At 61.3% G+C, this 12,052-nt stretch carries 10 protein-coding genes; 2 read left to right on the top strand and 8 right to left on the bottom strand.

Going from position 1 to position 12,052, the window contains the following annotated elements; all coding sequences use genetic code 11:
- From IH881_14000 to IH881_13970, 7 genes are all read right to left on the bottom strand, one after another.
- On the bottom strand, positions 1-351 hold a 351-nt coding region (locus tag IH881_14000; GenBank protein MCH7868804.1), incomplete at its 3' end, for a hypothetical protein.
- Positions 352-363: 12 nt separating this feature from the next.
- Positions 364-966 (bottom strand): TonB family protein, encoded by a 603-nt coding sequence (locus IH881_13995; GenBank protein MCH7868803.1) that lies wholly within the window; start codon positions 964-966, stop codon positions 364-366.
- Entirely contained in the window at positions 967-1,371 is a 405-nt protein-coding gene (locus tag IH881_13990) for a biopolymer transporter ExbD (GenBank protein MCH7868802.1), read from the bottom strand. It abuts the gene before it with no gap.
- Entirely contained in the window at positions 1,368-1,901 is a 534-nt protein-coding gene (locus IH881_13985; protein MCH7868801.1) for a MotA/TolQ/ExbB proton channel family protein, read from the bottom strand. Before IH881_13985 ends, IH881_13990 begins: the two co-directional genes overlap by 4 nt.
- A complete protein-coding gene (locus IH881_13980; GenBank protein MCH7868800.1) occupies positions 1,888-3,276 on the bottom strand; it encodes a MotA/TolQ/ExbB proton channel family protein in 1,389 nt (462 codons plus the stop codon). Before IH881_13980 ends, IH881_13985 begins: the two co-directional genes overlap by 14 nt.
- The gene (locus IH881_13975; protein ID MCH7868799.1) at positions 3,276-4,109 is read right to left on the bottom strand and encodes a DUF3450 domain-containing protein; all 834 of its coding nucleotides are present in this window, start codon (positions 4,107-4,109) and stop codon (positions 3,276-3,278) included. Before IH881_13975 ends, IH881_13980 begins: the two co-directional genes overlap by 1 nt.
- 107 nt (positions 4,110-4,216) lie before the next feature.
- A complete protein-coding gene (locus tag IH881_13970) occupies positions 4,217-5,251 on the bottom strand; it encodes a hypothetical protein (GenBank protein MCH7868798.1) in 1,035 nt (344 codons plus the stop codon).
- A 183-nt stretch (positions 5,252-5,434) separates the two neighbouring features.
- Between IH881_13970 and IH881_13965 the strand changes: the two genes are divergently transcribed.
- Positions 5,435-8,056 carry a TonB-dependent receptor gene (locus tag IH881_13965; protein ID MCH7868797.1) on the top strand — a complete coding sequence of 874 codons (2,622 nt, stop codon included), beginning with the start codon at positions 5,435-5,437 and terminating at the stop codon, positions 8,054-8,056.
- A 30-nt stretch (positions 8,057-8,086) separates the two neighbouring features.
- On the opposite strand, the gene IH881_13960 is transcribed toward IH881_13965, so the two are convergent.
- Complete coding sequence (locus tag IH881_13960; GenBank protein MCH7868796.1) at positions 8,087-9,472, bottom strand: sulfatase; 1,386 nt, start codon at positions 9,470-9,472, stop codon at positions 8,087-8,089.
- 165 nt (positions 9,473-9,637) lie between these two features.
- Here IH881_13960 and IH881_13955 point away from each other — a divergent pair, with 165 nt between their 5' ends.
- The gene (locus IH881_13955) at positions 9,638-11,911 is read left to right on the top strand and encodes a tetratricopeptide repeat protein (GenBank protein MCH7868795.1); all 2,274 of its coding nucleotides are present in this window, start codon (positions 9,638-9,640) and stop codon (positions 11,909-11,911) included.
- Positions 11,912-12,052 lie beyond the last annotated feature (141 nt).

Below are 12,052 nucleotides of genomic sequence, written 5' to 3'. Positions count from 1 at the left end.
CGCGCCAGAAGCAACGTGGGCGAGCATCCGGAACACGAGCGCCCGCTCATAGAGATTGAGCCGGTTTTGGTGGAGCTTCAGAAGCAGCTGTTTTGCCCCTGCGGGATCTTCATCGTCGACGGCGGCGGCCGCTGCGGCCAGGTAGCGCGAGACCCGGGGAGAGATCGGGTAGAGACCCGCCTTCTGCTTCCGGTCTTTGTTGAGTGCATCGAGATCAATTGCCGGAACCGCAGCGACAGCGGGTGCCGAAGTCTCGGTTCCAACTTCGGCCGCAAGTGCCGAGTTCGTCCCCACAAGCGCGAGCAGCATTGCGAACCAAAGCCGCTGAAGTTTCTGTTTGAGGGTGTGCATGATTCAGTGCCCTTACAGTTCGAATCGGATTCTCACCTGGACTCCGTGGCGAGCCACCGGTTCTCCGTCCACCATCATTGCGTTGTAGCGCCAACGACGCACGGCACGCAGCGCGTTCTGCTCAAATACACCCTGAGGATAGGCTCCAATGATCTTCGGGTCCTTGACGGTTCCGGCCGGACCAATGGTGAACTCGATGTCCACGTATCCCTCGATCCCTCGCTGCTTTGCCCGGGGCGGGTATTGAGGGTCGACGCGGACCAGGGGAACGACGTCGCGGTCGTTGCCGCCGGTGCCCAGGCTCGATGCCTTGCCGAGCTCGGCTGCGGTGTCGAGCATCGGGATGATTGCGCCGACCGCGCTACTCGGATTGATATTCTTCGCGAGGTCGATCTCGGGAGGCGGAGGCTGCTGCTTCGGCTTCTCGCGCTTGGGCGGTTCACGCTTTTTTTCGATGGGCTTGCTGTCTCGCTTCAGCCGCACGAACTCGAGACTGGGCGACGTCGTCCCTTCTTTCAGCTCCCCGCTCACACTGACCAGCGCCTGCATGCCCCAGAAGAGTCCAAAGGTCACGACACAGGCGAGCAGGATTGCGACGGGGAGTCGGATCGCCATTCACTTCACAATGTCGGCGGCGAGGGAGATGCTCTTCACTCCCGCAGCACGGGCGGCATCCAGCACTTTGACCAACAAGCCGGTCTTGGCCGCCACATCCGCCTGGATGATCACAGCACCCTGCGGATTTTCCGCATGCATCCGCTCGATGTTCGCGCGCAGCGCACGCGGATCGATCTGCCGGCGATTCATCCAGATCTGATCGTTCGCCGTGATGGCGATCAGGATATTGCCACGTTCCTTTCGCACGGCCGTGGAGGCGCTTGGTCGAGTGATGTCGATTCCCGACTCCTTTACGAACGACGCCGTGACAATGAAGAAGATCAGCATGATGAACACGACGTCGAGCATCGGCGTCAGGTTCACCTCGCTATCCGTCTTCGCCCGCGCTCTTCTACGTCTCATGAGCTTTGCTCCGGGAACATCTCGAGATTGTCGGATACGCGATTCGCTGCAGATTCGGCGAAGCGCTCGAGCTGCACGTGAAAAAGCATGCCTGAGATTGCGGCCACCATGCCGGCCATCGTCGGCAGCGTCGCTTTGGAGACGCCGGCCGCCATGCCCCGGGTATTGCCGCCGCCGGCGGCCATCACATCGAAGACCTCGATCATTCCGGTCACTGTTCCCAGCAGTCCGAGCATCGGACACAGGGCAACAAGGGTCCCAATCATGCCCATGCCCCAAAACAGCTCCACCCTGACATCGGAGACGATCACCCTGCGGATCTGCCTCGAGTTCCAGGAACTATGATCGGTGCGTGCATCCCAGAGCGCCTGGGCTTGCGCGAAGTCGTGTCGAAAACCCGTGCGGAAATACCACATGCGCTCGAGGATCAGCGTCCACATCACCGCGGTGACAAAGGCGATCACCAACAAGACGTCGCCGCCCTGTTCGATGAAACCCCGAACTACCGCGAAGGCTTCAACCTCCCACATTGTCTTTCTCGGAGCGCAACGCGATCAGTCCCGCGCTCTTTTCATCCAGGATGTCGATCAACTTGCGGACGCTGTTCGCCAATGTATCCGAGAGCAGCACCAGCGGAATCGCCACGATCAAGCCGAGCATCGTGGTCACGAGGGCCTGTGAAATACCGCCGGCCATCATCTTGGGGTCGCCCGCGCCGAAGAGCGTGATCGCCTGGAAGGTCTGGATCATCCCGGTCACGGTTCCGAGGAGCCCGAGCAGTGGTGAGATGACCGAGACGGTCTTCACCAACCAGAGAAAGTTCTCGAGCTTCGACGACTCGCGCAGCACCACTTCGTCGAGCTTCAATTCGAGGGTCTCGGTATCGAAATTCGCGTTGCGCTCGGCCACCTCGAGAATCCGACCGAGCGGATTGTTGACGTCGATCGTTTCGCTGTTCCGCTGTGCCGAAATCTTGCTGCTCGTGATCGCGATTACGATCCATCGCCAGACGCCTACGATCAGCGCCACAACGCCGAGCACGATGATGACCGCGCCGACCGCGCCGCCCTGCTGCACCCTTTCGGTCCTACTCGGTGTATCGATCAAGGCGAGCAGGAGACCGCCGCGCGAGGGATCGACCGAAAACTTCGCGAAATAGGTTGTCGCGTTCGCGAAGCTTTCAGCAGTGTCGAGGTGGTTCGAAGGGGGCTGTCGCCCCAGTTCACGCAGCAGCTGATCTTCGGGTTCCCAAAGTAGATAGCGGCCATTTGAAATTGCGCTGAAGGGCCCGGCGCGAATCACCTCGCGCTCCTCCTGGGTCCCCTCGATCGTGAGCACCGTGGTTCGGTAGCGCGAGACTTTGCCCTGCTTGGTGATCTCCCGCTGCAGCTCCAGCCAGAGCTTCTCGAGATCGGCCGTTGTCGGTAGCTCGGTGCTGCGACCGAGACGGTCGAGGAGTTCCTGCTGGGATCCACCGTCGGAACTGGTGAGCGAATTCCAGGTTTGCGCGCCGAGATCGGCCGCGACCTGTCGCACTACGCCAAAGAGTTCGCCGAGTTCACCGAGGCGCTCGGTCATGCGCGCTTGGGAGGTTCCGATCGCCAACTCGTTCTCGTTGTACTCGACCTCGAGGATCTGACTCTTGGCCTCTTCGCGAGAGATGACGGCCATCGCATCGGCCAACAGGCGCTCTTGATGGTCACGGTTCTTGATGAACTCTTCGACGCGACGCCGGTTGATTTCGCGTTCGGTCTCGTAGCCTTCGCTCACCATGATGAGCAACTCGTCCAGCGACCTGGGCTGGGGTTTGGAGGCCTTCGGTGGTGAGGCGGTCTCTTCCGCAAGCAATGCAGCGGTTGGCCACAGCACGAAGAAAAGTAGCAGTGTCGTAAGCAGGGTTCGCATCAGCTGTCACCCCCGACGGGCACCGGTAATGGCAGTCGGATCAGATCCGGTGCGGCCTGCTTGCGCGCGATCCGCAGTCCCTGGCGAATCGCCGTGCGGTAACTCGCATCCAAGCGGTCCCAGGATTTGGTTTGCTGATTCCAGACCCCCGCTTCGCGACTGTCCAGGCTCTGATAGATCAAGGCAATGCGGCCGAAGCGCAGGAAGTTGACCTTTACTTCGCGGCCCTCGTGCACGAGCGACGAGCGATACGCCTCGATGGTTCGGCCGTACTCGTTCTCTGTTTGATAGGCCTCCATGATCAAGCGATACTTCTCGGACGTCGAGACCGCAGCGCGGGTCATTACCTTGCGCAGCTCGGTGACCCGCTCCGTGCGTTCCTCCATCAGGAAGGGCAGGTCGAGTTCGACCGTGGCCTCTAATGCGTCGATCATGCGCAGCATCAGCGGAGTGACGCTGCGGCCAACTTCTTCGACCCGGTCGAGCTGGTCTTGCAATGAAGCGAGTTCGCCATCCTGTGACTCGATCAAATTACGCAGCTGGCGGTTGTAGACGCCGATCGAATCGATCTGCTTCAGCGCGGTGCGGTATTTCGCGAGGTAATCATCCGTCGCATCGCTGATTTCATCGATCTGACTCTGCACGCCAGCCGACTCTTCGTTGTGCTCGGCGCGGGAGTCGAACATGTCGCCAAGCGCCTGCTGTTGCGCCGGCATCTCGCCATTCCCCGCCGCATCCGCCTCGGCGTGTGCGAACCCAGCGGGGAGAGTGCAGATGGCCCCGATTGCGCTCGCGATCACGAGCTTCGACCATCCCAAAGCTGACCACCTCATGCAGAACTCCTCAATGAATCGAACGGCAGCCCGCTCGGGTGCCAAAGAATACCCCAATGTTTCAGCAGTCTGTGGATCACTGCCTGCGCTTGCCCGCTGCTCCTGTGCTAGCGCTCGCCTCCCAGGTAAAGAAAGCGGATTCCAATATGTGCCCGATAAAGCCAGGGATCAACCTTGATATTGTAGGTTGCGGTGGAGACGTCGTTCCCGGCCGCGTCGATGAAGGGCTTCTGCGCCCGGAAGGAAAAATTGCGGTCGCCCAGAACCGCATAAGCGCGTGCGCCCATGAAGAGCGCGACACCGACTGGGCCGTAGTGTCCCGCGTCCATCTCGAGGTCGAGTCCGGGTCCGATGGCGTTGAAGTGATGCCCGGATTGTGCCCGGAGGATCGTTTCCCGATTGAAGCCGGGAACGGTCACGGTCACGGGGGGCGGGCTAAGATTAAGTTCAAGGTAGTCGGTGCATATATCTGCCATTCCGCAGTCGCCGGCGACAACAACCCCGAAGCCCTCGACCTTGTACCTGAGCCAACCCACGCTCGGCTTCAGGCGAAAATTGCGCTCGCGGTACTCAAAGGGAAAGGCAGCACCCAAAGTCAAGCCGAAGGCCAACGTATCAACCCTCGCCGAGACCTGCGTCCCCAGACCGTTGGCCGCACCTATGCCAAAGGCCCTGCCCCGAGTGCCATCTTCATCTTTGGCGCAGACTGCTTTGCCCTCGGGTCCTTTCAAGCAGCTGGGATCCCCCTCGAAGGCGACGGCGCGGCGGGGCGCGAAAAACGTCAGGAGCTCGCCGCTGAAAAAGAGACGTGGCCGCAGCGGTATCGGCAGGGCAGGGGTCATCACCTCGAGCACCCCACCCATCAGGGGGGACGCCGCGAAATCATCGCCCATCGACGGATCTCGTAGGGGTCCCGACACGAGCGTCATCGTGTCTGTGATGGTCGAGATTGCCGCGCCATCGTGTGTCTGAAAGGTCAGGCCTGAGGTGAGCGCCAGGGACATGACCCAACGGTTTTCGGCAATCGGAGGTGTAAATGACTTCGCGTCAGCCGCCAACGAAGCGAGGGGGGTCGCAAACTGGAGCGCAATCAGCGCGAGCAACAGACGAGGACTAGATTCCTGTTTTCGCTTGGGCGGCACTGGATTCACACTAGGACGCGCGGGTATGTTTTGGCAAGTGGGTTTGCAAAGAACTGCGCGATCCGTTTCTGACTCGGGGCCATAAGCACTCTGATGTATAGTCGCATGATGGAAGTATGGCCCAGACCGCGAGCGAAGGGGCGGAGCGGGCGACCGGGCCACTGTGTGGAGGTCTTTCGCGGGGTGCTCACCGTCGCGTTCTGCCTGGTTGCGTGCTTCGCCGCCGGCTTGGCGGGCGCCCAGGAATCGCCCTCCAACGAGCCGCCGCCCTCCGGAATCGAAGAGATCGTGGTGCGTGCCGGAGCGTCCGTTACCTCGGCCGACTTCGAAACCGCCGACTCGGTCACCGGCTTCGGCGCCGAGGATCTCGCGGCACTCGGTGCGCAGGACATATCGGACGTCGCCGCATTCACACCCAATCTCGAGATCGTCACTTCGGGTGCAACGACGCCGACATTCTTTATCCGCGGCGTCGGCCTGAACGACTTCAATTCCAACTCCACCGGCGCCGTTGCGATCTACGAGGATGGCGTCGCGCGAAACGCACCCGCGCTTCAGCTTTCAACCCTCTTTGACATCGAGGGCGTGACAGTGTTGCGTGGCCCGCAGGGCACCGGTCTGGCCCGCAACGCATCGGCGGGTGCCATCAAGATTTATGCCGCCAGGCCCACGGGCGAGGTCGGTGGTTACTTGCGTGCCGACCTGGGCAACTTCGACTACATGGACATCGAGGGCGCCTTCGAAGCACCGCTCTTCGAGGACATCCTCGCCGCCCGGGTTGCGTTTCGCGTGACTGAACGGGACGGCACGATGAAAAATCGCTGTGGCAATGCGCCAGCTTTCGCCGACCGGGTCCCGGTACCAACACGAGCGACCACGATTGTGCTCGGGCTTCGAAATACTGACGCGCCCTGGTCGATCTGCGGCGAGCCCGTCGCATTCCAGGGTCCTCCACAATTACCCCGGATCTCCGACATCCCGGTCGGCCTCGCCGATCGCGTGAACGACATCAGTAACTGGGCCGCACGCGGTACGCTGCTTTTCCGCCCGACGCTGGACATGAGTTGGCTCTTGAACGGGCACGGATCCAGGCGCGACGAATTGAGCCGCCTCGGGCAGTCCATCGGGACGAGCGGCTTCTACTGTCTCGACGTCGAAAACTGCGGCAGGATTGAGGATGGGGGCACGCAGATTTTGGGCCTTCTCGGCACCAAGCAGGGGCTGGCCGGTGTAGGGTACCAGGCGCCCGAGATTCGGCGGCGGCTGGAAGAGTTGGCCCCGTGTAATAGAGCCTATCCAGACAAGCCGTTCGGCAAATGCTCTACTTCGGTCGACAAAGTTTCGAACAACAACGCGAAGATCCAGCTCGCCGAAGAGCTGGCGCGCAAGCTCGACTCCAAGCCCTGGGAAGGTGATTTCAACCGGACCGGTTCAACGACGAACGACACCTATGGCGCCTACCTGAAGGGCGAGATCGTGTTGCCTACGGGAATGACCCTCAAGACGGTGACCAGCTATGACTCTTATGACCGAACAATCGATCTCGATCTCGATTTTTCCCCAGAGACTCTCTTCCAGATCATTACCGATGACGAGGGTTGGCAAATTTACCAGGACGTCAAGCTCGACGGTGTGATCGGCTCGGAGGGCCAGATTCGCTGGGACCTGGGCAGTTGGTTCCTGCGCGAAGAACTCGACGTCGCCGTAGTAAACGAATTTGGACAAGCCGCTGCTTTCGGGGTTGGCCGGCGCGATTATGTCCAGGACGTCTGGAGTGCAGCGGCCCACGCGCGAGTCGCTTTTGACTTCTGGAGCGTTTTCACCCTCGATGGCGGCGTACGATACAACTGGGAACGAAAGAAGCTCGACTACGTGCTGAACTCACCCGGGATCCCTTCACCACGCATCGAAATGCTAGACGACGTGTGGCAAAAACCGACAGGCACGATTCGTCTCACATACCGCTTCCGGGATGACACACACGTCTTCTGGAAGTACACGCGAGGCTGGAAGCCCGGAACGTATAACGCCACGAGTTCGCCTGAGCAGGGCGTCTCGGTCGCGGACGAGGAAACGATCGACTCCTTCGAGACAGGCATCGAAGGAAGTTGGTTCGACGGTCGTTTCAATCTCGGCGGGTCCTTCTTTCATTACACCTACGACGGGTACCAACTCTTTATCGCACAGCAATTCGTCGGTGGCCAGCCCGAATTCGTCATCGTGAATGCGGAGTCAGTCGAGGTCTATGGGGTCGAGGTCGACGCTGTCGCGCGACCCTGGGACGGCTCCTTCCTCAACGTTCGCTTTGGCTGGCTCGAGAGCCGGTTTCTTGACTTCGTGCAGATTCAGCAGGACATCATTGGCGTAATGGGCCAGCAGGTTATCGTCAATCGCGAGCTTCAGAACACGGGCAATCAGCTGCCGAATGCCCCGAGGTACAAGGTCAGCATTACAGGGGAGCAGACCCTCGAGCTCGGACGGTTGGGTTCGCTCAGCCTCCGCTACGACGGCGCCTGGACCGACAAGACCTTCTACGATGCCACCGAGGGCGTGGGCCTCCCCAATGTCGACAACATCCAATCTCTGCCCAACAACACGGTGGCTCAGCCGGCCTTCTGGATTCACAATGCGCAGCTGACGTATCGACCGACGAGCGGCCGCTTCGAGATCGCCGGCTGGGCGCGCAACTTGACGAACCAGTCCTACAAGACTTTCGCCTTTGACGGCACCACGTTCAATCAGACCTCGATTTACTTCGTGGGCGACCCGTTTACCTACGGGGGCAAGCTGAGCGTCACGTTCTGACGCGGTGGCCCTCCGTGCCGGCTGCCACAATCACTCGACTTGGTAACCGAGCGCACGCAGCAGGTTGAGTTCGAGTTCTCCTAGTTCGCGCGTCGGCGAGTCGCCCCAGCTGGGCTGCTGAGCCCGGTATTCGTCGGCCGCCGCTCGCATTCTCGCCAACGTTTCGGGTTCTGCTTCTGATTGGTCGACTCGTTCAAGGGGATCTTCCCGAGCATCGAAGAGCACCTCGGTGGCCTCTTCTTCACCTTCGTGCGCCACTCGCACGTAGCGGTAGGGTCCCTCGACCACCGCGATGGTGGGCAACGGCTCGCTGTCGCGCTTTGCCCAATTCTGGTCGAGATCGGCAATTGAAACACGCACCTTGTCGTCCAATGGGATTCCCGACAGTTCCGCTGCGATATCGGGCATGCGCGAGCGACCGTCGATCTCGGTCGGCGACTCGAGTCCCAGGAGTTCGAAGATCGTGGGCCAGATGTCGACGTTCGCTGTGCGCGTCTTTACTTCGACCCCAGGCTCCAATCGGAATGGCAGCGAGATCAAGAACGGGACCTCGGTCGTCTCGCGGAAGACCCTGCGCGCATGGCCTTCGAAGCCGCGCTCGAGGAAGGCTTCGCCATGGTCCGAGGCAATCGCGATCACGGTCTTGTCGAGCAGGCCAAGCATGCCCAGGCGCTCGAGCATGATTCCGATCGAGTCGTCCGTCCAGCGAATCGAGTTGTCGTAGACGTCCGAGTAGCTCGAGCCGAAGAGCGCGGAATGTTCGTCGTAGATGTACTCGTGAAGGTCCATCAGGTGGATATAGAGAAAGAATCGCTCGTTGGCGTTGACGCGCAGGAACTCGACAGCAGCCTCGAAGATCCCTTCGTCGGTGCTTCTGTCGGACACCGTCGGATTCTCGCGCCGGATCCCCGGGGCCATTGGGGCGGGCCCGGGCCTTTGGTAGATCGCGAAGCCCTGGTCGAAGCCGAAGGTCGGAGCGACCCAGCCATTGCGGTAGAGCCCGACCGTCAAAAAACCCGCGTTTCGAAACACCTCGACGGCCATGTTGGCGGCTTCGGGAATCACGTGGTCGAAGCGGCTGATGCCCGTGTGCGTAGGCAACAGGCCCGTCCAGAGCGAGGCCATCGAGGTCTTGGTCCAGGTGGACTGCGCAAGGTGGCGCTCAAAGCGAATGCCCGAGGCAGCCAGGCGGTCGATCACTGGACTGGTGTCTCGTTCGTATCCGTAGCTGCCGAGCCGTTCGGCGCGCATCGTGTCGATCAGGATAAACAGGACGTTCACGTCGTCCCGGTTGGCCAACGCGGCCACGTCCTCGGCGTCTCCGACCGGGCGACTGTCCCAATCACCGCCAACTCGATGCTCGAAGAGTGTCAGTGCGATGACTGCGATGACAAAGACCAGCAGTAGAATTGCCATGGCAGTCCAAGGCCAGCGCTGGTCCAGCAGTCGGTTGGGCACGGGAGGAATATAGCGCAATGCCCCTGGTTATCGTCGTGTGTTGTCGCCTAACCTGCAGCGATGCATCGTGATAGACCCCCCATTCAGCCGTCCGCTGTCCGCCTCCTTTCTCAAATCCTCTGCTTGTTGTTCGGCCTCTGTATCCTGGCGGGATGCGGTGAAGACCGTGCGGAAGACTCGCTGACGGCAATCCGTGCGCAACAGTTGGCGGGGGATCATGCGGGGTCCATCCAGCCGCTCCGGGCCCTGCTCAAGACCCGACCGGATGATCCAGAAGCCAATTTTCTATACGGCAGGGCGCTGATGCTGACGAGGCAGCAACACATCGCGAGTTGGTCGTTGCGCAAGGCGATGAAACATCCCGACTGGTTGATCCTGGCGGGACAACAGCTCGCCCATTTCGCCCTGGCGAGTCGGGACTTCAACGAAGTGGTGGCGCTGACCGATCGCATTCTCGAAATTGAACCCGACAACAAGCGTGCGCTCCTGGTGCGTGCGAATGCGTATGCGTACTGGAAGAAGGATCCCGCAAAGGCCCTCGAAACCGCGAATCGACTGCTAGAAATTGATCCGAATGCGATCGAGGCCTACGAACCTCGGATTCTGGCGCTACTGGATCTGGGACGTTTCGAGGAAGCCAGCGCCGATCTCGCCGCAGCGGGCGAGATGCTGAAAGAGCTCAAGGGTACAGTGCGCGTTCTCGCCTGGCACTGCTCGACGACCGCGGCCTTCGAAGAACACGCTGGGGATCTGGACAAAACGCGAAAGACGTGGGAGCGCTGCCTCGAGAGCTATCCCACTGATGCGGAGGTCTTGACCAACGCGCTCGTCTTCTATGACGGGCAGGGGGAACACGAACGGTCACTCTCGATCGTCCGCGCGGCGCTGGCTGATCAACCGAACTCTCGCGAGTATCGAAACTTGCTCGCCGATCGTCTGCGCCTGTCGGGGAAGGCGGCCGAGGCCGAAGCGCTGCTGACCGAGGCGACACAAACCGAGCCGGTGGAACTCGTGGCTATCGCCTGGTCCGATCTGGCCAAGCTACGCAAGAGTATGGGCGAGCATGAGGCCGCCGCGGACGCGCTCGAGCGGGCGGTCGAACTCGCGCTCGAACAGGACGCGGCCTACCCCGAACTGCTCTTCGAACGTGCTGACGCGCTGATCCTGGCCAATCGCCTCGAGCGCGCCCTCGAGGTTGCGGAGGATCTTCCGGTCGAAGCGCATCGGCGACTCATTCGCGCGCGCGTCGCCCAGGAGAGAGGCAACGCCCGGCTCGCGCTCAGCGAGTTCAGCGAAGCCCTGAAGCTCTGGCCCGACAATACCTGGGCCCGTTACTACTCGGCGCGGGCGGCCGAGGACGTCGGAGAGTTTGAGCGGGCCCTCGAGGACTATCGCTATGCGGTACGAATCTCACCCGGGGCGACGGACGCGCGCGCGCGTGGAGCAAGGCTCTTGCTGGCAGGAGGCGGGCTGGCTGCAGCCATTCAGATGCTCTACGTCGGCGTGGAACAGGCGCCGCTCGATATCGATGCGATGCTCCTCTCGGTGTACCTCTCAGGCAGGGGCGGCAATATGGCCGGTATCGCCGAGACACTCGAGAATATCGAGGCAAGTTACCCAGCCTGGGCGGGTTTGGGCCTGGCGCGCGCGGCCGAGGGTCTAGAAGAGAGGGCCGGACCCGCCGCGGCGGCCAGCATGCTGGCGCGCGCGCCGGGCGTCGACTACGGGGATCCCCGATTTGTTCCTGCCCTGCGCAATTTGGTTCGTTACTCCCACGCGGCCGGATCGCCAGGCGATTTTTCGAGCCGACTCCAAAAGGTACTCGACAGCCAACCAGAGTTCAGCAGCTTCGAGGACATCCGTGCACTCGATCTCGAAATGTCGGGTGCGCCCAGGGAATCCACACTTGCAGTTTATCTGCGAGCCCTGGAATTGGGGCCCAGAAACGCCTACGCGCTGAGTGGCCTCGGACGCCTCGAGGCGGCCGACAATCCCGAGCAGGCGCTGGCCTACTTCGACCGAGCCGCCGCGATCGATTCGTCCAATCCCGATCACGCGATGGCGGCCGTCCGCGTGCTCATCGACATGGGCGAGTTGGACGGGGCCCGCGAGCGACTCGATCGTCTGCTCGGGGAACATCCCTTCGAGATTGACGCAGCGATGACTCAGGTCCGCCTGGACCTACAGCAGGGTGTGGATACCCCTCGTACCCTGGAGCGGGCGAAGCGCGCCGTGCGCTTTGGCGGCGGCGCGGATGCGCACGGGCTGCTGAGCCAGGTCTACGCCAAACGGGGCAACACGGAGGAGGCCGCCGAGGCCAGCCGCCGCGCCGAAGTGCTCCGCGAGTCCGCGGCCGCGAAATCCGATTCTCGACCGGTCGAAGAACCCGAAGCCTGATGCAAAAAGCACCCGTCGTGAGGCCAAAATACTGACTCAAAGTCAGGGGTAAGTTTTTTCCCAGTTACTGAATTTTGTTTCCTGGAGACTTCTCCGGACGCCCGAAAGTGAATGCCAGTACTGCCCTAAGCTACTGTTTTT

It is taken from the genome of Myxococcales bacterium (assembly GCA_022563535.1).
Taxonomy (GTDB): domain Bacteria; phylum Myxococcota_A; class UBA9160; order UBA9160; family UBA4427; genus DUBZ01.
This window is presented reverse-complemented; position numbering and strand designations above follow the sequence as displayed.

Coding starts and splice junctions, on each gene's coding strand:
- IH881_13985 (MCH7868801.1), bottom strand. CDS start 1,901: ATGTGGGAGGTTGAAGCCTTCGCGGTAGTTCGGGGTTTCATCGAACAG.
- IH881_13995 (MCH7868803.1), bottom strand. CDS start 966: ATGGCGATCCGACTCCCCGTCGCAATCCTGCTCGCCTGTGTCGTGACC.
- IH881_13960 (MCH7868796.1), bottom strand. CDS start 9,472: ATGGCAATTCTACTGCTGGTCTTTGTCATCGCAGTCATCGCACTGACA.
- IH881_13980 (MCH7868800.1), bottom strand. CDS start 3,276: ATGCGAACCCTGCTTACGACACTGCTACTTTTCTTCGTGCTGTGGCCA.
- IH881_13975 (MCH7868799.1), bottom strand. CDS start 4,109: ATGAGGTGGTCAGCTTTGGGATGGTCGAAGCTCGTGATCGCGAGCGCA.
- IH881_13990 (MCH7868802.1), bottom strand. CDS start 1,371: ATGAGACGTAGAAGAGCGCGGGCGAAGACGGATAGCGAGGTGAACCTG.